Source organism: Duganella sp. sic0402 (genome assembly GCF_019219065.1).
In the GTDB taxonomy this organism is placed as follows: domain Bacteria; phylum Pseudomonadota; class Gammaproteobacteria; order Burkholderiales; family Burkholderiaceae_D; genus Rugamonas.
In genome coordinates this window covers 100,175-121,033 of sequence record NZ_JAHUWK010000002.1, presented here as the reverse complement: position 1 = coordinate 121,033, position 20,859 = coordinate 100,175, and the positions used below count along the sequence as shown (strand labels likewise).

Sequence of the window (20,859 nt, the reverse complement as noted above, 5' to 3'; positions counted from 1 at the left end):
CAGGACTTACAACCATGGGGGAGCACATAATGATCACAAATGAGATTACCGACTGCGGCAACGCGGTCTGCGTGGTGGGCGCCGGGCCGGGCGGCCTGTCGGCGGCGCGCGCGCTGAAGGCGATGAACCTGGCGTACGAACAGTTCGAGCGCCACGCTGACGTTGGCGGCATCTGGGACATGCAGAATCCGGGCAGTCCGATTTATGAGTCGGCCCATTTTATTTCATCCCGCGACCTGTCGGGCTTTATCGGTTTTCCGATGCCGAAGTCCTATCCCGACTATCCGACCAACCAGCAGATCCTCAGCTATGTGCGCAGCTATGCGGACGCGTACGGCCTGCGGCCGGCGATCCGCTTCAACATGCCGGTGCAGCATGTGCACAAGGAAGCCGATGGCAAATGGCTGGTGACGCTGGGCGATGGCACGCGCCGTCGTTACCTGGCCGTGATCTGCGCCACCGGCTGCAACTGGGACCCGAATATGCCCGAAGTAAAAGGACAGTTCAATGGCGAGGTGCGCCATTCCGTCACGTATAAAAGCAGCGACGAATTCGCCGGCAAGCGGGTAATGATCGTCGGCGCCGGCAACTCGGGCGCGGACATCGCCTGCGATGCGGCGAGCCGCGCGCAGCGCGCCTTCATCAGCATGCGGCGCGGCTACCACTTCATTCCCAAGCATTTGTTCGGCATCCCGGCCGACCAGGTGGGCGAGAGCGGCCCGCCGCTGCCGATCTGGATGGCGCGCCCGGTCATGGGACTGCTGCTGAAGATGTTCACCGGCGACCTGACGCGCTTTGGTTTGCCGAAGCCGGACCACAAGCTGTTTGAAAGCCATCCGTTGTTGAATTCGCAGCTGCTGCACAATCTTCAGCACGGGAATATCGCGGTCAGGCCGGATGTGTCGCACTACGATGGCGACGATGTGGTGTTCAAGGATGGCAGCCGCGAGGAGCTGGACCTGGTGATCTACGCCACCGGCTACAAGTGGAGCTGCAAGTACGCGGCCGAGTACTTTGAATGGCGCGGCGGAAGGCCGCAGCTATATCTGTCGATGTTCAGCCGCGATCACCGCAACCTGTTCGGCATCGGCTACGTGGAAACCAACTCCAGCGCCTACAAGCTGTTTGATACAGAAGCCTTCATGATTGCCGCCTACCTGCGCGATCAACTGGATAATCCGGCAGGCGCCAGCCGCTTCGACGCATTGATCGCGCATGACAATCCGGATTTGTCGGGCGGCCTGAAATTTGTGCAGTCGCAGCGGCATGAGGTGTATCTGGAAGCGCACGCGCTCAAGTCCTACCTCAAGCGCTTGCGCCGCAAGATGGGCTGGCCGGAGCTGACCGAACATTACTACGACCGGCTGCGCGTCGATACGGCCGCTGCGCGGCCTGCGGCTTTGCGTGCGGCGGCGTAAGGGGGCGCAGCATGGAGAAAACCTTTGAGTTCTATCAGCGCCAGGCCGCCAGCCTGGATTTCGAGACGCGTGCGCTGATCGATGGCCGTTTCGTTAACGCCATCTCGGCCGAGGAATTCGACACCATCAATCCCGCCACTGGCCGCCGGCTGGCCGGCATCGCCCGTTGCGGCGCACTGGACGTGGATGAGGCGGTGAGCGCCGCGCGCCGCGTATTCGAGCGTGGCGACTGGTCGCGCGCCACGCCCAAGCATCGCAAGAAGGTGTTGCTGCGCTTCGCCGACCTGGTGGAGTCCAATCTGGAGACGCTGGCGCTGATGGAGAGCCTGGACTCCGGCAAGCCGATACGCGATGCGCTGTCGGCCGATTTGCCGGACATGATCGAAAGCCTGCGCTGGCACGCGGAAGCCGCCGACAAGCTGTATGACCAGGTGGCGCCAACCGCGCCCGATATCGTGGCCATGATCGTGCGTGAACCCATCGGCGTTGTGGGCGCGGTCCTGCCGTGGAATTTTCCGATTTACCTGGCTGGCTGGAAGATCGGCCCGGCGCTCGCCAGCGGCAATTCCATCGTCATCAAGCCTGCCGAGCAGACCACGCTGACGGCGCTGGTGCTGGGCCGTCTCGCGCTGGAGGCAGGCGTGCCGGAAGGCGTGCTGAATATCGTGCCGGGTTATGGCGAGACGGTGGGGCAGGCGATAGGCCGGCATCGCGATATCGATTGCGTCAGTTTTACCGGCTCCGGCGAAGTGGGGCGGCTGTTCCTCAAATACTCGGCCGAGTCGAATATGAAAAGGGTGGTGCTGGAATGCGGCGGCAAGAGCCCGGCGCTGGTGCTGGCGGACGCGCACGACCTGGCCGGCGTGGCGCAGCAAGTGGCGCTGGGCGCCTTGTTCTGCCAGGGTGAGAATTGCAGTGCCGGCTCGCGGTTGATCGTGCATCGCTCGCGCAAGGAGGAGCTGCTGGCGGAAGTGAAACGCGCTTTCGACGACTGGCGCGTCGGCGATCCGCTCGATCCTGCCACGCGCCTCGGCGCACTGATCGAGCCGCAGCATATGCAACGCGTGCTGGGCTATATTGACAGCGGCAAGCAGCAAGGCGCACAGCTGGCCTACGGCGGCCGGCAGGTACGGCAGGACAGCGGCGGCAGCTTTGTCGAGCCGACCATCTTTGACGGCGTGCGGCCGTCGATGACGATTGCACGCGAAGAGATTTTCGGCCCGGTGCTGTCGGTGTTGACGTTTGACGGCCTGGCCGAAGGCGTGGCGATTGCCAACGACACCAGCTATGGCCTGGCGTCGTCGGTCTACACCAGTAGCCTGGATGCGGCGCATGGCGTAGCGAAGCAGATCCGCGCCGGTACGGTGTCGGTCAACTGCTTCTCGGAAGGCGACACCGGCGTGCCGTTTGGCGGCTACAAGGAATCCGGCTTCGGCGGACGCGAGAAGTCGCTGCTGGCGCACGACCAGTACACCGAAACCAAAACCATCTGGATGCAACTGGGGAGGGGCGGCGCATGACGACCACTGTAACGGGCCGCGTGGCCCTGATTACCGGCGGCGCCGGCGGCATCGGCCGGGCCATCTGCCGTGGCTTTATCGCGCGCGGCATCCAGTGCGTGCTGGCGGATTACAACCAGGCTTCGCTGGATGTCGCGGTGGCCGAACTGGGGCCGGCCGCCACCGGCGTCGAGATCGATCTGCGCGACTTCAGCAAACTGCCGGAACTGCTGGCCTTTGTGCAGGAGCGCTTTGGCAGGCTGGATATTCTGGTCAACAACGCGGCCATCACCGGCACCGGGCATTTTGAGGAACGCTCGGTCGAGAATATCCTCGGCGAGCTGAATATCAATCTGCTGTCGCCGATTGTGCTGACGCGGCTGGCCTTTCCGGCCTTGCAGCGTGCCGGCGATGGGCGGGTAATCAACACCGTGTCGCTGGGCGGGATCTTCCCCTTGCCTGAGACGGGCATCTACTCGGCCACCAAGTTCGGCCTGCGCGGCGCCATGCTGTGCCTGGGCATGGATGCGCAACGGCATGGCGTGAAAATCGGCAGCGTGATGCCGTCAGCCACCGAGACGCCGATGCTGATGCGCGAGGCCATTGAAGGCGGCAACACGCTGCAGTTCATGGACCCGCCGCAGCAGCCGGAGGACGTGGCCAGGCAGGTGCTGCGCATGCTCGATCATCCCTGCCTGGAGCGCTATCCGCGCGTCAGCGAATCGTGGACGGTGCGGCTGGCGATGCTGGTGCCGAACCTGCTGCCCCGCTTGATTCCGCTGTTCCGCAAGAAGGGCTTGCGCGGACACGCACGCTACCTGGAGTCGCTAAGGCGGCGCGGCCTGGTGCAGATGCGCGACGGCCAGTGGGAGCTATATTAGGCGCGGTGCCGCCGCGCCGTGGCGGATCTGGTTCGGCAGCATGCCGGACCAGCGCTTGAAGGCGCGGCGGAAGTTGCGCGCGTCGGTAAAGCCGGTCGCCATGGCGATATCGACCAGCGGCATCTCGCTGCGCTTCAGCAGGTCGAGCGCCGCTTCGTAGCGTACCTGGTCCACCAGCCGCTGGTAGGAGGTGTCCAGCTCCGCCAGCCGGCGGCGCAGCGTGCGCTCGCTGAGATTGAGCGTGGCGCCGACTTTCGCCAGGCCGGGCACCTCGTCCACCGAGCCGCGCAACTCGTTCATGATGGATTCCACCAGATCATTTCGCGGCGTTTCGGTTTCCAGCAACTGGTCGATCTGCGCCTGCAGACCGCCCTGCATATAGCGGTCGTGCGTAGGCAGCGGGCAGTGATACCAGGCCATGTCGCAGATCAGGCGATTCAGCGGCGCGTTGAACACCACCGGGCAGCGGAAGTACTCGCTGTAGGCGGCCGCGTATTCCGGGCGCGGATAGCGCAGCTCCAGCCGCGCCGGGCGGAAGTGCGATCCGACCATGGCGCGCGACACTTCCACGCCGCTGACGAAGATCTCTTCGATGAAGAACGGCTCCAGTTCGGGATCGTGAAAGCGGGTCGCCACCTCGGTGACGAAGTGGTGCTCGTCGAGGATGCTCATCTCGTTGGTGGTCAGCGCACCGGCCGCGCGCTGGTATTTGATCAGGTACTGGAAGGCTTCACCCAGCGTGGCGCAGGTCAGCATGCCCAGTCCCGGCAGGCCGAAGCACACGACCGTCTGGCGCGCGCCGGTGGCCAGGCCGATGGCCGGGTCGCCCCAGCGCTGCATGGCGCGCCGTATCAGCAGGCTGGTCTGGCGGTAGGAGACGCGGAAGTTGGCGTCGCACAGATTCTCCGGCGTGAAGCCCAGCCCCTTGCACAGCCGCTCCGGTGAATGTCCACGGCTGGCCACCAGTTGCAGCACCTGGCGTATCACATGCGGCGGCACATCGGCTGCGGCTTCGGCGTCGGGATGATGCGGCTTGACCGGCATGGGCGCTCCTCGGGTGGATGGTGGGGCTAGCATAGTACGGTTTGTGGCGGCTGGAGCACGCTGTGGCGAAATGGCCGCCTTGTCGCCGTGTTTGGCCATTTTAGACCCCTTGCACTACAGCGCCGTCGTAAGCTGTGAAAAATACAACACGGGGACTAACCATGCGGACCTTCATCCTTTCCTGCGCCTGGGCGCTGGGCATAGGCGGCACTACCTTGATGCCGCTGCTGGTGACCAATGCGATGGCGCGGCTGCAGCTGGACGAAGGCCAGGCCACCATGCTGGTTGGCGCCGAGATGATCGGCATGCTGATCGGCTGCATCGTGCTGCCGCCGCTGGCGCGGCGCTTGCCGGCGCCGCTGACGGTGGCCGCGCTGGTGCTGCTGGCGGTATGCCAGGCCGCCTGCGCGCTGGTGCTGCCGGTGCCGTTGTTCAGCATATTGCGGCTGGCGGCCGGTGTCTGCGAGGCGCAGATGATCGTCATGGTCGGCATCTGCCTGGCCTGCCACCCCGACGCGGAGCGCCTGTGGGGACTGGTGCTGCTGCTGTCCGGGCTGGCGGTGGCGGGCGTGTTCACGGTGCTGACGCTGTTTCCCGATGCGGCCAGCGGCGCGGCGGTGTGGCAAGGGCTGGCACTGATGGCGGCGGTGCTGGGTGTGGTGGCGGTGCGCGTGCCGTCGCTGGCGCCGCAACGCGCGCCGCTGGTGCTGGCGGGGCGGGCCAGCGGCCGGGCCGGAATCTGGCTGGCGTGGGGCGTGTTTGTCGGGGTGTACAGCGTACAGGCGGGCGTGTGGGCGGTGTCGGCGTTGCAGGGCGAGCGTATCGGCCTGACGCTGCCGCAGATCGGCGTGCTGCTGTCGGTGTCGTCGCTGCTGGGATTCTTTGGCGCAGTGGTGCCGGCGATACCGGCGCTGGCGGCGCGGCGCGGCTTGACCGTGACCGCTGCGCTGGCCGTGATGTGCGCTTCGGTCGCCTGCTTCTTCCTGGCGCAGGATGCGCTGCTATACTTCGTCGGGCAGCTGATGCTGAACGCCGCCTTCTACACCATCATGGCGGTACTGAACAGCTTCATCTCGGCGCAGGACCGCGACGGCTCGCTGCTGTCGCGCTCCGTGGTGGTGACGTTTGCCGCCGTGGCGCTGGGCACGGTGGGGGCGGGGGAATTATTCCAGGACGCCGGCGGCGCTGGCGTGATCGCTTTCGCGCTGCTGGCGCTGGCCGCCAGCGTGCCGCTCGGACTGAAAGCCCTGAAAGCCAGCGTCAGCGCATCACCAGCGCTTTGACGGCGGCCAGCGAGGCGCCGCCGGTCCGGGTGGCCTGCACCTGATTGCGGCCGCCTTCCTTGGCCACGTACATGGCGCGGTCGGCGGCGACAAACAGCGATTCGGTGTTGTCCAGCTGGTGCGGATGGATGGTTGCTACGCCGATGCTGACCGTCAGCCACGCCGAGGTGGTCGAGCGCGGATGCGGAATCTGCAGCGCCTCGATGCGCGCGCGTATCGATTCCGCCAGCTGGTAGGCCGCGTCGCCGTCGGTTTCGGCAAACAGCAGCACGAATTCCTCGCCGCCGTAGCGCGCCGCCAGGTCGGTCGGCCGCAGTGCGTGGGCGGCAATCGCCTGCGCCACTTGCTGCAGGCAGGCGTCGCCGGCCGGGTGGCCGAGCGTGTCGTTGTATAGCTTGAAGTGGTCCACGTCCAGCACCACCAGCGACAGCGGCTGGCCGCTGCGCATGGCGCGCTGCCATTCTTTTTCCAGGAAGCTGTCGAAGTGGCGGCGGTTGGCGATCTTGGTCAGCGGATCAACCATGGCGGCGCGCAGCAGCGTGTCCTCGGATTGCTTGTGGTGGGTGATGTCGTGCAGCAGGCCGATGAACAGCGGCTGGCGCAGATACATCGGCGTCAGCGTCAGGTCCATGCACACCGAGCTGCCGTTGCGGTGGCGGATGATGACTTCGCGCGTGCCGTGGTTGTGCGCGGTCTTGGGCGCGGCGGCGTAGCGCTCGAAGTAATCCAGGTATTCCTGCGCCACCAGCGGGTTAAGCAGCCCGGCAATGGTTTTGCCGGCCAGTTCCTCCGGCTGGTAGCCCAGATATTTGTCGCAGGCCGGATTGGTGAACTGGATGCGGCCATCGGCTTCGATGATCATCAGTCCTTCGGCCATATTGTTGACGATGGTGCGCAGCCGCTCCGCCTGTTCCTCATGCGTTTCGCTCTTGCTGCGGATTTGCAGCTGGGTGCGCACGCGCGCGCAGACTTCGGGCATGCGCAAGGGCTTGCTGATGTAGTCGACCGCGCCCAGGTCGAAGCCGGCCACCACGTCATCGGTGCCGGTGCGCGCGCTCATGAAGATCACGGGAATGCGCTGTGTCGCGGCGTGGCTCTTGAGCTGGCGGCAGGTTTCATAGCCGTCCATGCCAGGCATCATGATGTCGAGCAGGATCAGGTCGGGGTGCACGCGGCGGGCGATTTTCAGTGCCCGTTCGCCGCTGGTGGCGACAAAGGTCTGATAACCCTGTTCGACCATCAGCTTGCGCAAGGCGCCGAGATTCTCGGGTGCGTCGTCAACGATCAAGATGGCGGCATCGCGCCGCGTGGCGTAACTCAGACTTCCGGAATTCATTGGAGATCGCCTTTAACCTGGTGGGTTGAATTGGCGTGTTTCGGCGGTTGCGCGGGTCGGCAACGGCGGGGGCAAGCGAAGGTGACTGGTGCGCGTTTCAACAAAGGCTGGCCTGATATGAAAGTGACTATCCGTCGAAATCATACCGCTTTGCTCAGCAGCGAGGGAGAAAATTTCCTGTGATTTTTGAATGTTGCTTCAGTTTCATCAGGCCGCAGCCACGCTAGCGCCAGATGGTATAAGTAATGTTGGCGGGATGTTAAAGGATTCGCCGGTTTTGGTGACTATTGGTGATAAAGTCATCATTGACGGTGTTGTATTTTTGCGGGCGGCGAATGCCGCCCGCAGAGGGTGCTGCCCAGATCTGGCTTAGACTTTTGCGGCGATCAGCTTGCCCAGAATTTCGATGCCGTGACGGATGCGCTCAGGCGGCACGGTAACGAACGACAGGCGCAGCGTGTTGCTGGCCGGCTCGTTGGCGTAGAACGGCGAACCCGGCACGAACGCGACTTTCTGCGCGATCGCCTCGTCCAGCAACTGCATCGCGTTGATATGCTTCGGCAGCGTGACCCAGATGAACATGCCGCCTTCCGGCTTGGTCCACTCGACGCCAGCCGGGAAGTGCTGGGCCATCGCGTCCAGCATCACCTGGCACTGGTCGCCGTACAGCGCGCGGATTTTCGGGATGTGCTGTTCCAGGAAACCGTCCTTGATCACTTCGTGCACCACCATCTGGGTCAGCTGCGAAGTGTGCAGGTCGGCCGCCTGCTTGGCCAGTTCCAGGCGTCGCGCCAGCGGCAGCGGGGCGACCACATAGCCGAGGCGGATGCCTGGCGTCAGCACCTTGGAGAAGGAGCCCATGTAGATCACGCCGTCCGGGTTCATCGCCACCATCTTCGGCAGCGGCTCGCCCTTGTAGCTCAGCGCACCGTAAGGATCGTCCTCGATCAGCGGCAGGCCGAGGCGGGCGCAGGTTTCGACCAGTTCCACGCGGCGTTCCGCCGACAGCGTGCGGCCGGTCGGGTTCTGGAAGTTCGGCAGCGAGTACAGCAGGCGCGCGCCTTGTGCGACGGCGTCGATCGACGATGGCACCAGGCCATTTTCATCGGTGTCCACCGATTTGAATTCCGGGCGATACACCGAGAAGGCCTGCAGCGCGCCCAGGTAGGACGGGGTTTCGACCAGCACGCGGCTGCCTTCGTCGATCAGTACTTTGCCCAGCAGGTCCAGCGCCTGTTGCGAACCGGAGGTCATCAGCACTTGTTCAGGGGCGATACGCGCGCCGCCGGTCGACAGCGAGTCGGCGATCCACTGGCGCAGCGGGGTGTAGCCGTCGGTCGGGCCGTATTGCAGCGCGACTTTGCCGTTTTCGCTCAGAACTTTGTCGTAAGCGACTTTCATTTCGTCGACCGGGAAGGTCAGCGGCGATGGCAGGCCGCCAGCGAAGGAGATGATCTCTGGCTGCTGCGTGATCTTCAGGATCTCGCGGATGAAGGATGCCTGCAGCTGTTCGGCGCGTTCGGCGAACTGCCACTGGATCGGATTGGGGTTTTCAATTTTCATACGTGTCTCACTAGAGAATGGCAACAAGCGCGCTTGCGGCGTGCTTTTATAGATGGAACGGCAGCGGCGAAGTGGCAGATGAACTGCCGCCCGCTTTACGCGACTTCTGCGATCAGTTCGATTTCGACGCAGGCGCCAAGCGGGATTTGGGCGACACCAAAGGCAGAGCGGGCGTGCTTGCCGGCGTCGCCGAAGACTTCGCCCAGCAGCTCGGAAGCGCCGTTGGTGACCAGGTGCTGTTCAGTAAATTCAGGGGTGGAGTTCACCAGGCTCATGACCTTGACGATGCGCTTGACGCGGGTCAGGTCGCCGCCGACTGCCGCTTGCAGGGTGCCGATCAGGTCGATGGCGATGGCGCGCGCGGCGGCCTTGCCTTCTGCGGTGTCGATGTTCTTGCCCAACTGGCCGACCCATACGCTGCCGTCGGCGCGCTTGGCAATGTGACCAGACAGGAATACCAGATTGCCGGTTTGGGCGTACATGACGTAGGCGGCGGCTGGCGTGGCCGGTGCTGCCAGAGTGATATCAAGCGCTTTCAGTTTTTCATAAACAGACATGTAGTTATCCAGTTAATTTTATAGGTGGAGACCGATATTGTACTCTCGCGGCGGAGGATGCTTACAGTTGCCGCGAAATCCAGATACTGTACGGCGTCAGCCCCGTTTTACCTGCATTTTGCGGCCCACGCCCACGGTGGCGATGACGGCGATTGCGAAGAACAGGGTTGGCCACTCCAGCGTTTCGCCCAGCACCAGGGTGGCCCCCAGTACAGATAAGAAGGGCTGCACCAGCTGTACTTGCCCGACCCGCGCCACGCCGCCCAGCGCCATGCCGCGATACCAGAAGAAGAATCCGATAAACATTGAAAATATGGAAACATAGGCGAAGCCGCTCCATGCGGCGGCGCTGGCGTGGGCGATCTGCGTGGCGTCTTGCCAGGCCAGCCAGCCGACCACCGGCAGCAGTGGTGGCGCGGCCAGCACTAGCGCCCAGCAGATGGTTTGCTGGCCGCCCAGTGTCTGCGACAGGCGGCCGCCGGCGGCGTAGCCCATGGCGGCCAGCAGCACTGCCAGGAAAATCGCCAGGTCCGCAGCATGCAGACTGCCGCCGCTCTGGCGCAGCGCAAATCCAATCACCAGCGCCGAGCCTAAGATGGCCATGATCCAGAAGCCTTGCGATGGCTTTTCCCCGCCGAGCAGGGCGGCGAACATGGCGGTGGCCAGCGGCAGTACGCCGACCAGTACAGCGCCGTGGGCGGCCGGCAGGCTGCGCATGGCGACTGAGGTCAGCCAGGGGAAGCCGATCACGCAGCCGATGGCCACCATGGCCAGCGCCGGCAGGGCAGAGCGTGGCGGCAGCGGCGCGCGCTTCCAGTACAGCCAGCCGCCGGCCAGTGCAGCGGCGGCCAGCGCGCGGCCCAGCGCGACGAACATCGGCGACAGGCCGCCGGCGCCATCAGCGTCGCCGCTGACGGCCAGGCGGGTGAAGGGCAGCGTCAGGCTGAAGATGGCGACGCCGATCAGGCCGAGCAGCATGCCGGTGGTTTCGTCACTCAGGCGGCTGTGAGTGGTTAGCGTAGGTGTGGGTGTCATGGAGTCAATCCTACGTGACAAAACCAGTACAGTGCCAGTACACTTGCAAACATAATTTGACATACTGTGACGGTAAAATGACCAATACACGACCACGCACCTCCCTGTTGGGCGCCGCAGCAGCTGCGGCTGCGGAAGCAGTCAATGAGGCGCTGGCCGCCGCCCAAGCCCGCGAAGCGCGCGCCATGGCAGCGCCGGCGCCCGGCCCGTCAGTGGCGTCGGTGCCAGTGCCCGCACCCACGCCAGGCGCAGGTGGCGTACCCGCCAGCCGTGGCGGCACGCGCGCGTCCGGCCGGGCGGCTGGCGGGAGCGCAGACGGGCGCGGCGGCTCCGGGGCGATGCTGGGCTTGCTGCTGCGCGAATCGGGCGAAACGCTGATCGACCAGATTGTGCGTTCGGTGGCGGCGCGTATTGATGATCGCCTGCTGCGCGGCGGTGCGCGCATGCCGTCGATCCGCGCGTTTGCGGCGTCGCATGGGGTGTCGGCCTTCACCGTGGTGGCGGCCTATGACAAGCTGGTGGCCACCGGCTACCTGGAGTCGCGCCGTGGCGCCGGTTTCTTCGTGCGCGAGCGGCCGGCGATGGCGCTCAACGCCGCCGACGGCGGACTGTCCGGGGGCGCATCGGCGGCAACGCTACGCGCCGCGCACTCCGGCTTCGACGCCAAGCCGATCGACGTGGTATGGCTGGTGCGGAATATGTTCCGCCAGATGCCGCACCAGCAGATGCCCGGCTCCGGCGTGCTGCCGCCGGAGTGGCTGGACGGCCCGTCCATTGCCAATGCGCTGCGCGCGGTCAGCCGGCAGAATCCGAATCTATTATTAAGCTACGGTGTGCCGCAAGGCTTCCTGCCGCTGCGCCAGCAGTTGCAGCACAAGCTGGCGGAACTGGAAATCGCCGCTGCGCCGGAGCAGATCGTCACCACCGCCGGCGTGACCCAGGCACTGGACCTGGTGGCGCGCGAGTTTACCCGGCCCGGCGACACCATCTTCGTCGACGATCCGGCCTGGTTCCTGATGTTCGGCTCCTTTGCCGCGCTGGGCGCCAAGGTCATCGGCATCCCGCGCCTGGGCGACGGCCCGGATGTGGCGCGGCTGGCCGAACTGGCGGCGCTGCACAAGCCCAAGCTGTACATCATCAACTCGGTGCTGCACAACCCCAGCTCCACCTCGCTGTCGGCGGCCAAGGCCTTCCAGGTGCTGCGGCTCTCCGAGGAGCATGACTTCATCATCGTCGAAGACGATATCTACTGCGACCTGCATCCCGGCAGCGCGGTGCAGCCGGCCACGCGGCTGTCGGCGCTGGACCAGCTACAGCGGGTGATCTATCTGAGCGGCTTTTCCAAGACCATGGCCGCCAATCTGCGGGTCGGCTTTATCGCCACCTCGCCGGAGCGCGCCGAACGGCTGGCCGACCGCAAAATGCTGTCCACGCTGACCACCAGCGACATCGGCGAGCGGGTGGTGTACAAGGTGCTGTCCGAGGGCCTGTACCGCAAGCACGCCGACCGGCTGCGCGCGCGGCTGGACGGCGTCCGCGCCAAGACGCTGCGCCAGATGGAACGGATCGGCCTGAAAGTGGATGGCTCGCCGCCGGCCGGGATGTTTGTCTGGGCCGACGCCGGCCGCGACACCAATGTACTGACCGAGCGCGCCATGGCGCACAACCTGCTGCTGGCGCCGGGCAGCCTGTTCTCGCCCAAGCAGCTGCCGTCAACCCGCATGCGGCTGAATGTGGCGGCGATGCAGGAGCCGGCCGTGTGGCGTTTCCTTGAAAGGGAATTGGTTGGCTCTTGAAAAGCCTCTTATAATCCCCACCTTCCCGAAATCTTAACCAAAAGACTATTCAAAAATGGCTGATACCGAAAAACAAACCCTTGGATTCCAGGCCGAAGTGAAACAGCTGCTGCAGCTGATGATTCACTCCCTGTACTCGAACAAAGAGATCTTCCTGCGCGAACTGATCTCCAACGCTTCCGACGCATCGGACAAGCTGCGTTTTGAGGCGATCAACAACGACGCCCTGTACGGCAACGACCACGAACTGAAAATCAAGGTCAGCTTCGACAAGGCGGCGCGCACCATCACCATCTCCGACAACGGCATCGGCATGAGCCGCGACGAGGCGATTTCGCACCTCGGCACTATCGCCAAGTCGGGCACCAAGGAATTCTTCGGCAAGCTGTCGGGCGACCAGCAGCAGGACGCGGCCTTGATCGGCCAGTTCGGCGTGGGCTTCTACTCCGGCTTTATCGTCGCTGACAAGATCACCGTTGAAACCCGCCGCGCCGGCGCAGCTGCCGCAGAAGGCGTGCGCTGGGAATCGGAAGGCCAGGGCGACTACTCGGTCGAGCAGATCGAGAAGACCGGCCGTGGTACCGACATCATCCTGCATCTGCGCGAAGGCGAAGACGAACTGCTGTCGTCGTGGAAGATCAAGTCCATCATCCGCAAATACTCGGACCACATTTCGCTGCCTATCGTGATGCAGAAAGAAGAGTGGGACGAAGAGAAGAAGGAAACCGTCCTCAAGGACGAGCTGGAAACCGTCAACCAGGCCAGCGCGCTGTGGGCGCGCAGCAAATCCGACATCACCCCGGAGCAGTACGAAGAGTTCTACAAGCACGTCTCGCACGACTTCGCGGCGCCGCTGACCCACACCCACAACCGCGTCGAAGGCCGCAGCGAGTACACTCAGCTGCTGTACATTCCGGCCAAGGCCCCGTTCGACCTGTGGGACCGCAACAAGCGCGGCGGCATCAAGCTGTACGTCAAGCGCGTGTTCATCATGGACGACGCCGAGCAACTGATGCCGACCTACCTGCGCTTCGTCAAAGGCGTGATCGACTCGGCTGACCTGCCGCTGAACGTGTCGCGTGAAATCCTGCAGGAATCGCGCGATGTGAAAGTGATACGCGACGGCTCGACCAAGCGCGTGATCGGCATGCTGGAAGAACTGGCCAACGCCGATGAACAGGAAAAGAAAGACAAGTACGCGACCTTCTGGACCGAATTCGGCCAGGTGCTGAAAGAGGGCATCGGCGAAGATGCGACCAACAAGGACCGTCTGGCCAAGCTGCTGCGCTTTGCCTCGACCGCCAACGACAACGACCAGCAAATCACCTCGCTGGAAGAGTACCTGTCGCGCGCCAAGGAAGGCCAGGACAAGATCTACTACGTCACCGCCGATAACTATATCGCCGCGAAGAACAGCCCGCACCTGGAAATCTTCCGCAAGAAAGGCGTGGAAGTGCTGCTGCTGACCGACCGCGTGGACGAGTGGATGCTGTCCTTCCTGACCGAGTTCGAAGGCAAGGAGCTGGTGTCGGTGGCCAAGGGCGGTCTGGATCTGGGCGCGCTGGAAGACGAAGCCGAGAGGAAGGAGCACGAAGAAACCGAATCCTCGTACAAGGATCTGGTCGAGAAGATGAAGGAAGCGTTGGCCGATAAAGCCAAGGACGTGCGCGTGACCTTCCGCCTGACCGATTCGCCAGCCTGCCTGGTGGCGGACGAGAATGAGTTGTCGGGCAATCTGCTGCGCATGCTGAAAGCGGCCGGCCAGAACGCGCCGGAATCCAAGCCTATCCTGGAAATCAATCCGGACCACCCGCTGGTGCAGCGCCTGAAGACCGAAGACGTGGCCAGCTCCTTCAGCGACTGGTCGAACCTCCTGTTCGATCAGGCGCTGCTGGCCGAAGGCGGTGCGCTGAGCGATCCAGCCACCTTCGTCAAACGCCTGAACGAGCTGCTGCTGGCGAAATAAGCCCTGCCGCCTGCCGGTGTGTTGTGATACTTTAGCGTTTCACAACACACCGGGGCGTTCATGAAGAAATCCGCATTGGCGCTGGCTGTCCTGGCCAGCGTTTTCCTCTCTGCACACGCACAAAACACCTTGCCCAGCGAGACGCCTGAAGAGTTCAAGGCGCCGGTGGACAGCTTCGACTACATCAAACGCACGGTGATGATACCGATGCGCGACGGCGTGCACCTGAATACGGTGATCGTCATTCCGCGCAAAGCCCGCCACGCGCCGCTGCTGCTGACCCGCACGCCGTATGGCGCCGAGGGCATGACCAGCCTGGCCGAAAGTTCGCAGATGGAGTCCATCCTGCAGGGCTACGACAATCAGGCCGACGTGATCGTCAAGGGCGGCTATATCCGGGTGGTGCAGGATGTGCGCGGCAAGTACGGCTCGCAGGGCGATTACGTGATGAACCGCCCGATGGCCGGCACGGAGTTCAATCCGACCCCAATCGACCATTCCACCGACACCTGGGACACCATCGAATGGCTGACTAAAAATGTGCCCGAGTCGAACGGCAAGGTCGGCATCATCGGCGGTTCGTATGACGGCTACCTGCCGCTGATCGCGCTGGTGAATCCGCACCCGGCGCTGAAGGTGGCAGTGCCGATGAATCCCATGGTGGACGGCTGGCGTGGCGACGACTGGTTCCACAACGGCGCTTTCCGCCAGGTGAACCTGGCCTACATCCTGGAGCAGGTGGTCACGCGCCGCAATGATGCGCGCTGGTTCACCAGCAATTACGACGATTACGACACCTTTATGCGCGCCGGTTCGGCTGGTGCGCTGGCACGTCAGCGCGGCGTGGAGCAGAGCGGTTTCTGGCGCAAGGTGCTGGCCCATCCATCCTATGACGCGTTCTGGCAAAGCCAGGCGGTGGACCAGATCCTGGCAAAGCAGCCGGTGACCGTGCCGACGCTGCTGGTGCACAGCCTGTGGGACGCCGAAGATATCTACGGCGCGATTGCCGTCTACAAGGCGATCAAGCCGAAGGACAAGGATAACAAAGTGTTGCTGGTGATCGGGCCGTGGAACCACGGCGGCCAGGATGGCGACGGCAGCAAGCTGGGGGCCATCAAATTCGGCAGCGATACGGGACTGCACTTCCGCGAAGAGATCTTGCAGCCCTTCCTCGACCGTTATCTGAAAGATGATCCCTCGCCGGAAGTATTGGCAGCGAAGATCGCGCCGGTGACGGCCTTTGAAACCGGCAGCAACAAGTGGCGCGCGCTGGACAATTGGCCTGCCGGTTGCGCCAGCGGCTGCGCCATCACGCCCGCTGCATTGAAGCTGGGCGCCAACGCCACGCTGCAACTGAACGGCGCCGCGCCGGCGGCCTTGCGCGCGCCGGCGCAAAAGAACGCCTACGATGAATACATCGCCGATCCGGCCAAGCCGGTGCCGTACCGCGCGCGGCCGATCGCGGCGGTCGGCTACGACGAGGCCAAGGGGCAGACCTGGCCGCGCTGGCTGGTGGACGATCAGCGGGAGGCGTCAGGCCGCACCGATGTGCTGACCTACACCAGCGAGGTGCTGGCCACGCCGGTGAAGATCAGCGGCGAGCCGGTCGCCCACTTGCTGGCGGCGACCAGCGGCACTGACGCCGACTGGGTGGTGAAGCTGATCGACGTGTATCCGGACCAGGTGGCGTCGCAGCCGGAGCTGGGCGGCTATCAACTGATGGTGTCGGCCGATATCTTCCGTGGCCGCTACCGCGAAAGCCTGGAACACGCCAAGGCGATCATCGCCAACAAGCCGCTGCCATACCGCTTTGCGCTGCCGACCGCCAACCACGTTTTCCTGCCTGGCCACCGCATCATGGTGCAGATCCAGTCCAGCTGGTTCCCGCTATACGACCGCAATCCGCAGACCTTTGTGCCGAACATCTTCCACGCCCAGCCGGCGGATTACCAGAAGGCCACCCAGCGCATTTACCACGACAGCTATATCGAGCTGCCACTGGTATCAAAGAGCGGTGCGCAGCGCGAATAGTTCCGGGAACAGCACCACGTCCAGCATCTTGCGCAGGTAGCTGACGCCGGCCGTGCCGCCAGTGCCGGTCTTGAAGCCGATGATGCGCTCGACCGTGGTGACGTGGCGGAAGCGCCAGAAGCGGAACGCCGTCTCCATGTCGACCAGCTTTTCGGCCAGCTCGTACAAGGCCCAGTAGCGGGTCGGGTCGCCATACACCTGCAGCCAGGCTTGCTGCACCGATTCATCGGCCTGGGTCGGCAAGCTTGGATCGGCGTTCAGGCGCGCTTCGGAAATCGGCAGGCCGTTGCGCGCCAATAGCTGAATCGCTTCGTCGTAAATCGATGGCGTGTGCAGCGCCTCCTGCAGCAGCGGGAATTCCGGCGTGGTGGCGTGGACGTTGAGCAGCGCCGCGTTCTTGTTCCCGAGGATGAATTCGATCTCGCGGTACTGGTAGGACTGGAAACCCGACGACGCGCCCAGGTAAGGGCGGATGGCGGTGTATTCCGGCGGCGTCATGGTGGCCAGCACGTCCCAGGCGTGCACCAGCTGATCCATGATGCGCGCCACGCGGGCCAGCATCTTGAAGGCCGGCGGCAGGTCGTCGGCGCGCAGGTGGGCGCGCACGGCGCGCATTTCATGCAGCATCAGCTTCATCCACAATTCGCTGGTCTGGTGCTGGACGATGAACAGCATCTCGTTATGATTCGGCGACAGCGGGTGCTGGGCGTGCAGGATCTGGTTCAGGCCCAGATAGTCGCCATAGCTCATCGCATTGCTGAAGTCCATTTGTGCGCCGTGCCATTGACCAGCTGCGTCGCCGGCTGGCGCTGCCGCGTGCATCGGGCAGCCGCTGGCGGGTTTGTTTTCGTTCATATTATTTATCTCGTTTCAGGTCACGGCGTCGCGTTTGGCGTCCACGTTGTAGTCTTGGCGGTCGAGAATGTCGCGCAGGATCTCGACTGCATCCCATACATCGGCGTAGCTGGTGTACAGCGGCGTGAAGCCGAAGCGCATGATGGCCGGCTCGCGGTAGTCGCCGATAACACCGCGCTGTATCAGCGCCGCCATCACCGCATAACCGTGCGGATGGGTGAAGCTGACATGGCTGCCGCGATGGGCGTGATCGCGCGGCGTGACCAGGCCCAGCGGATGGGCGGCGCAGCGCGATTCCACCAGCTCGATGAACAGATCGGTCAGCGCCAGCGACTTGGCGCGGATTGCGTCCATGCTGGTCTGGTGGTGCACATTCAGTCCGCATTCGACCAGGGCTAGCGAAACAATGGGCTGGGTGCCGCACAGCGCGCGGGCGATGCCGTCTGCCGGCTGGAACGCGGGCGCCATGGCGAACGGTGCGGCGTGGCCCCACCAGCCGGACAGCGGCTGCTGGAAGGCCTGCTGGTGCTTCTGCCGCACCCAGATGAAGGCCGGTGCGCCGGGGCCGCCGTTCAGGTACTTATAGGTGCAGCCGACGGCCAGGTCGGCGCCGCCGGCCTGCAGGTCGACCGGCACCGCGCCGGCCGAGTGGGCCAGGTCCCAGATGATCAGCGCGCCGTGCGCATGGGCGAGGGCGCTGGTGGCCTGCATGTCGTACTGGTAGCCGGTGCGGTAGTTGACGTGGGTGAGCATGACCAGCGCGGCATCGTCGCCGATGGCGGCTGGCAGTTCATCCGGGCTGTCGATCAGGCGCAGCGTGTAGCCACGGTCCAGCCAGCGGGTCAGGCCTTCGGCCATGTAGATATCGGTCGGGAAGTTCGAGCGTTCGGTGACGATCACGCGTCGGCGGCTGTGTGCTGCATCGGTGGCCTGGATGTGCAGCGCGGCGGCCAGTGCCTTGAACAGATTGACCGAGGTTGTGTCTGTGACAACAACTTCGCCGTCTGCGGCGCCGATCAGCGGGGCGAGCAGGTTGCCGAGGCGCTTGGGCAGTTCGAACCAGCCGGCGGCGTTCCAGCTGCGGATCAGGTCGTGGCCCCATTCCTGGGCGATGACTTGCTGAGCGCGGGTGAGGGAGGCTTTCGGCCGCGCGCCCAACGAGTTGCCATCTAGATAAATTACGCCGGCCGGTAGGTCGAACTGGTCGCGCAGCGGGGCGAGCAGGTCTTGCGCGTCACGCTCCAGGCAGTGGTTGCGAGTTGTCATAGGGGTAAGTGCTTGAGGTTTAAAGTGGCAGTTTAACCCGAAAAACCCAGGGCCAGCCCGCTGCGGAGTCTGAGCCTATGCGCCCCAAACCCGCATGAATACGTACTTTGAGGGGTTTTCAAAAAATTTTCGATTTTTTTTAAAAAAACCCTAAAGTTCCCAAAACCGCCGCCGTTACCGTTCTTAGATGGGCGGAAAGCCGTGTGAAAAATAATTTAAAATTTTTCGCAAAAACCCTAAAGTTCTTCAAAAGGCTGCCGTTACCGGATTAGATGTCGCAAAAAAGAGTCGCTTTACCGCTTTATTTTTCGATTCAAAAGGGATGTTTTTTTGAAACTTGTATCCCGAAAGAAACCTACGCCGCAAGGGCGTAGCAGCTGATCTGCGAGTGTTTGTAAGACAAACACCGACAGGTCGCACCCGCTATTTCCCGACCAAAAATACGGAGAGTTACCTCTACTCGTGTTTTTGTTGCTCAAGCAGAATGTATCTCAACGGAAACGCAAATGTGTTCCGACAGAGAGAAAACGCAAGGAGTGGGAAAATGACCGCAAACGATATGATGGCTGAAATTCGCGACGCCAACCTGAGCTACCTGATGCTGGCTCAGCAGATGATTCGCGCCGACAAAGTCACCGCGATCTTCCGTCTGGGCATCGCTGCTGAAATCGCCGACCTGATCGAAGGCATGAGCAACGCGCAAATCCTGAAACTGGCAGGCGGCAATATGATGCTGGCCCGCTTCCGCTTCGACGACAGCGCCATCCTGTCGATGCTGACCAACTACAACAAAGACCGCGTACTGGCCCAGTCGCACGCCGCCATCCTGATGGCCGGCCAGCCAGTCGAAGAAATCGTTTAACAGTCGTCCGGAGCATAGATCATGGCCGCCAAGAAAAGCGTCGTATCGGAAGCCCAGGAAATTCAGCTGGCCATCGAATTGATCCAGTTGGGCGCCCGCCTGCAACTGCTGGAATCGGAAGTGTCGCTGTCGCGCGAACGCCTGCTCAAGCTGTACAAGGAGCTGAAAGGCGTGTCGCCGCCCAAGGGCATGCTGCCTTTCTCGACCGACTGGTTCCTGACCTGGCAGCCGAATATCCACTCCTCGCTGTTCATTAATATTCACAGCTTCCTGGTGACCCACGCCGGTGCCACGGGTGTTGAGGCTGTGATGAAAGCCTACAAGCTGTATCTGGAACAGATGCCGCCGGAACCGGGCGAAGAGCCGTTGCTGTCGCTGACCCGTGCCTGGACGCTGGTGCGCTTCTTCAGCAGCAAAATGCTGGAAACCGCCCCTTGCGGCAAATGCCAGGGCAAGTTCGTGGTCAACGCCATGGACCTGAACGGCAGCTATGTCTGCGGCCTGTGCCACATGCCTTCGCGTGCCGGCAAAACCAAAAAATCGCGCGAAGCCGAGGCAATCGCGGCATAATGCCCGCGTGACTGAAACTTATCTCAAGCGCATCACCCGCGCGCCCGCCGTGCGGGCCATGCTGATCCAATGCGGCGCCTTGCCGCTGACTCTGGCCATTCTGTATGTGATGGCCAGTTTCCGTTTACCCGCCGATTATCTGACGCTGGCCGTAGTGCAGGGGCTGGTGGCCGCCTTGCTGACCTGGAAGCTGGCGCTGGCGGCCTGGTGGCGGGCGATCCAGCTGCTGTTTCCGCTGGCGCTGCTGACCACGCTGGCGCTGCAACTGCCGCCGTGGCTGTTCGGCGCCGGTTTTTTGCTGCTGCTGGGCTGGTACTGGTCGACTTTCCGCACGCAGGTGCCGTATTACCCGTCCGGCCCTGCAGTATGGGATGCGCTGCGCCAGCAGTTGCCGGCAGAGGGGCAGGGCGGCCGGCCGTTGCGGGTGATTGATATCGGTAGCGGACTGGGCGGACTGGGTTTGTACCTGGCGCGGGTGCGGCCGGAGGCTGAGATCACCGGCATCGAGCTGGCGCCGCTGCCGTGGCTGGTCAGCTGGCTGCGCGCCAGGCTGGGCCGCAGCCAGGCGCGCTTTGTTCGCGGCGACTACGAGCGGCTGGATTTCAGCCAGTTTGATGTGGTGTTTGCCTATCTGTCGCCAGCCGCCATGCCCGGATTATGGCGTAAGGCCAGCGCCGAAATGCAGACTGGTTCGATGCTTGTCAGCTATGAATTTGTCATTGAGGAAATGGCATCGCAAAGCATCATTCGTGCCACAGAAGCAGAGCACCCCCTCTATATATGGTACTTTTAAGCATCATTTGACGTTATTCACTTGCCCGTCCCCCCCTAGTCAGGCTATTGTAGTTCTATATGTAAATTCTTTAAAAAATCTGGCCATAGCGTAACATTTGGCCG

17 protein-coding genes are annotated in these 20,859 nt (G+C 63.2%); 10 read left to right on the top strand and 7 right to left on the bottom strand.

Annotation, left to right across the window (positions count from 1 at the left end; genetic code table 11):
- The first annotated feature begins 29 nt into the window (after nucleotides 1-29).
- The 3 genes from KW842_RS06140 to KW842_RS06130 are packed head-to-tail and all read left to right on the top strand — an operon-like array spanning nucleotide 30 to nucleotide 3,798.
- Nucleotides 30-1,418, top strand: a complete 1,389-nt coding sequence (locus KW842_RS06140) for an NAD(P)/FAD-dependent oxidoreductase (protein WP_218303221.1) — start codon at nucleotides 30-32, stop codon at nucleotides 1,416-1,418.
- An 11-nt stretch (nucleotides 1,419-1,429) separates the two neighbouring features.
- The gene (locus tag KW842_RS06135; protein WP_218303220.1) at nucleotides 1,430-2,938 is read left to right on the top strand and encodes an aldehyde dehydrogenase; all 1,509 of its coding nucleotides are present in this window, start codon (nucleotides 1,430-1,432) and stop codon (nucleotides 2,936-2,938) included.
- The gene (locus KW842_RS06130; protein ID WP_218303219.1) at nucleotides 2,935-3,798 is read left to right on the top strand and encodes an SDR family oxidoreductase; all 864 of its coding nucleotides are present in this window, start codon (nucleotides 2,935-2,937) and stop codon (nucleotides 3,796-3,798) included. Before KW842_RS06135 ends, KW842_RS06130 begins: the two co-directional genes overlap by 4 nt.
- Here KW842_RS06130 and KW842_RS06125 read toward each other — a convergent pair.
- Nucleotides 3,790-4,842 carry an AraC family transcriptional regulator gene (locus KW842_RS06125; RefSeq protein ID WP_218303218.1) on the bottom strand — a complete coding sequence of 351 codons (1,053 nt, stop codon included), beginning with the start codon at nucleotides 4,840-4,842 and terminating at the stop codon, nucleotides 3,790-3,792. The two genes, KW842_RS06130 and KW842_RS06125, sit on opposite strands and share 9 nt — an antisense overlap.
- A 161-nt stretch (nucleotides 4,843-5,003) precedes the next feature.
- Here KW842_RS06125 and KW842_RS06120 point away from each other — a divergent pair, with 161 nt between their 5' ends.
- Nucleotides 5,004-6,125 carry a hypothetical protein gene (locus KW842_RS06120; protein WP_218303217.1) on the top strand — a complete coding sequence of 374 codons (1,122 nt, stop codon included), beginning with the start codon at nucleotides 5,004-5,006 and terminating at the stop codon, nucleotides 6,123-6,125.
- On the opposite strand, the gene KW842_RS06115 is transcribed toward KW842_RS06120, so the two are convergent.
- From KW842_RS06115 to KW842_RS06100, 4 genes are all read right to left on the bottom strand, one after another.
- Nucleotides 6,103-7,461, bottom strand: a complete 1,359-nt coding sequence (locus KW842_RS06115) for a diguanylate cyclase domain-containing protein (RefSeq protein WP_218303216.1) — start codon at nucleotides 7,459-7,461, stop codon at nucleotides 6,103-6,105. The genes KW842_RS06120 and KW842_RS06115 overlap by 23 nt on opposite strands.
- Before the next feature lie 369 nt (nucleotides 7,462-7,830).
- Nucleotides 7,831-9,024 (bottom strand): PLP-dependent aminotransferase family protein, encoded by a 1,194-nt coding sequence (locus KW842_RS06110; RefSeq protein WP_218303215.1) that lies wholly within the window; start codon nucleotides 9,022-9,024, stop codon nucleotides 7,831-7,833.
- A 95-nt stretch (nucleotides 9,025-9,119) separates the two neighbouring features.
- On the bottom strand, nucleotides 9,120-9,581 hold the full coding sequence (locus KW842_RS06105; RefSeq protein WP_090177463.1) for a RidA family protein: 462 nt from the start codon (nucleotides 9,579-9,581) through the stop codon (nucleotides 9,120-9,122).
- A gap of 96 nt (nucleotides 9,582-9,677) precedes the next feature.
- Complete coding sequence (locus KW842_RS06100; RefSeq protein WP_218303214.1) at nucleotides 9,678-10,616, bottom strand: DMT family transporter; 939 nt, start codon at nucleotides 10,614-10,616, stop codon at nucleotides 9,678-9,680.
- Nucleotides 10,617-10,954: 338 nt separating this feature from the next.
- On the opposite strand from KW842_RS06100, the gene KW842_RS06095 reads away from it, so the two are divergent.
- The 3 genes from KW842_RS06095 to KW842_RS06085 are packed head-to-tail and all read left to right on the top strand — an operon-like array spanning nucleotide 10,955 to nucleotide 16,409.
- Nucleotides 10,955-12,412: a PLP-dependent aminotransferase family protein gene (locus tag KW842_RS06095; protein WP_218303735.1), complete on the top strand. Its 1,458-nt coding sequence runs from the start codon at nucleotides 10,955-10,957 to the stop codon at nucleotides 12,410-12,412.
- Nucleotides 12,413-12,467: 55 nt separating this feature from the next.
- Nucleotides 12,468-14,378, top strand: coding sequence for a molecular chaperone HtpG (gene htpG / locus KW842_RS06090; protein WP_218303213.1), 1,911 nt, complete (start codon nucleotides 12,468-12,470; stop codon nucleotides 14,376-14,378).
- Between the two features lie 60 nt (nucleotides 14,379-14,438).
- A complete protein-coding gene (locus KW842_RS06085) occupies nucleotides 14,439-16,409 on the top strand; it encodes a CocE/NonD family hydrolase (RefSeq protein ID WP_218303212.1) in 1,971 nt (656 codons plus the stop codon).
- On the opposite strand, the gene kynA is transcribed toward KW842_RS06085, so the two are convergent.
- Together kynA and kynU are read right to left on the bottom strand one after the other, a co-directional pair.
- Nucleotides 16,383-17,264, bottom strand: coding sequence for a tryptophan 2,3-dioxygenase (kynA, locus tag KW842_RS06080; RefSeq protein ID WP_218303211.1), 882 nt, complete (start codon nucleotides 17,262-17,264; stop codon nucleotides 16,383-16,385). The genes KW842_RS06085 and kynA overlap by 27 nt on opposite strands.
- A gap of 15 nt (nucleotides 17,265-17,279) precedes the next feature.
- Nucleotides 17,280-18,530 (bottom strand): kynureninase, encoded by a 1,251-nt coding sequence (gene kynU, locus KW842_RS06075; protein ID WP_218303210.1) that lies wholly within the window; start codon nucleotides 18,528-18,530, stop codon nucleotides 17,280-17,282.
- Between the two features lie 544 nt (nucleotides 18,531-19,074).
- Between kynU and flhD the strand changes: the two genes are divergently transcribed.
- Genes flhD through KW842_RS06060 form a run of 3 tightly spaced genes read left to right on the top strand, consistent with a single transcriptional unit; the run spans nucleotide 19,075 to nucleotide 20,755 of the window.
- Nucleotides 19,075-19,392 carry a flagellar transcriptional regulator FlhD gene (flhD, locus tag KW842_RS06070; RefSeq protein WP_090177486.1) on the top strand — a complete coding sequence of 106 codons (318 nt, stop codon included), beginning with the start codon at nucleotides 19,075-19,077 and terminating at the stop codon, nucleotides 19,390-19,392.
- A 21-nt stretch (nucleotides 19,393-19,413) separates the two neighbouring features.
- Complete coding sequence (gene flhC / locus KW842_RS06065; RefSeq protein ID WP_218303209.1) at nucleotides 19,414-19,962, top strand: flagellar transcriptional regulator FlhC; 549 nt, start codon at nucleotides 19,414-19,416, stop codon at nucleotides 19,960-19,962.
- A 58-nt stretch (nucleotides 19,963-20,020) separates the two neighbouring features.
- Nucleotides 20,021-20,755, top strand: coding sequence for a methyltransferase domain-containing protein (locus KW842_RS06060; RefSeq protein WP_218303734.1), 735 nt, complete (start codon nucleotides 20,021-20,023; stop codon nucleotides 20,753-20,755).
- Nucleotides 20,756-20,859 lie beyond the last annotated feature (104 nt).

Excerpts from the sequence above, each read along its gene's own strand:
- KW842_RS06140 (WP_218303221.1), top strand. The coding sequence starts at position 30 with ATGATCACAAATGAGATTACCGACTGCGGCAACGCGGTCTGCGTGGTG.
- KW842_RS06135 (WP_218303220.1), top strand. The coding sequence starts at position 1,430 with ATGGAGAAAACCTTTGAGTTCTATCAGCGCCAGGCCGCCAGCCTGGAT.
- KW842_RS06130 (WP_218303219.1), top strand. The coding sequence starts at position 2,935 with ATGACGACCACTGTAACGGGCCGCGTGGCCCTGATTACCGGCGGCGCC.
- KW842_RS06125 (WP_218303218.1), bottom strand. The coding sequence starts at position 4,842 with ATGCCGGTCAAGCCGCATCATCCCGACGCCGAAGCCGCAGCCGATGTG.
- KW842_RS06120 (WP_218303217.1), top strand. The coding sequence starts at position 5,004 with ATGCGGACCTTCATCCTTTCCTGCGCCTGGGCGCTGGGCATAGGCGGC.
- KW842_RS06115 (WP_218303216.1), bottom strand. The coding sequence starts at position 7,461 with ATGAATTCCGGAAGTCTGAGTTACGCCACGCGGCGCGATGCCGCCATC.
- KW842_RS06110 (WP_218303215.1), bottom strand. The coding sequence starts at position 9,024 with ATGAAAATTGAAAACCCCAATCCGATCCAGTGGCAGTTCGCCGAACGC.
- KW842_RS06105 (WP_090177463.1), bottom strand. The coding sequence starts at position 9,581 with ATGTCTGTTTATGAAAAACTGAAAGCGCTTGATATCACTCTGGCAGCA.
- KW842_RS06100 (WP_218303214.1), bottom strand. The coding sequence starts at position 10,616 with ATGACACCCACACCTACGCTAACCACTCACAGCCGCCTGAGTGACGAA.
- KW842_RS06095 (WP_218303735.1), top strand. The coding sequence starts at position 10,955 with ATGCTGGGCTTGCTGCTGCGCGAATCGGGCGAAACGCTGATCGACCAG.
- htpG (WP_218303213.1), top strand. The coding sequence starts at position 12,468 with ATGGCTGATACCGAAAAACAAACCCTTGGATTCCAGGCCGAAGTGAAA.
- KW842_RS06085 (WP_218303212.1), top strand. The coding sequence starts at position 14,439 with ATGAAGAAATCCGCATTGGCGCTGGCTGTCCTGGCCAGCGTTTTCCTC.
- kynA (WP_218303211.1), bottom strand. The coding sequence starts at position 17,264 with ATGAACGAAAACAAACCCGCCAGCGGCTGCCCGATGCACGCGGCAGCG.
- kynU (WP_218303210.1), bottom strand. The coding sequence starts at position 18,530 with ATGACAACTCGCAACCACTGCCTGGAGCGTGACGCGCAAGACCTGCTC.
- flhD (WP_090177486.1), top strand. The coding sequence starts at position 19,075 with ATGACCGCAAACGATATGATGGCTGAAATTCGCGACGCCAACCTGAGC.
- flhC (WP_218303209.1), top strand. The coding sequence starts at position 19,414 with ATGGCCGCCAAGAAAAGCGTCGTATCGGAAGCCCAGGAAATTCAGCTG.
- KW842_RS06060 (WP_218303734.1), top strand. The coding sequence starts at position 20,021 with ATGCTGATCCAATGCGGCGCCTTGCCGCTGACTCTGGCCATTCTGTAT.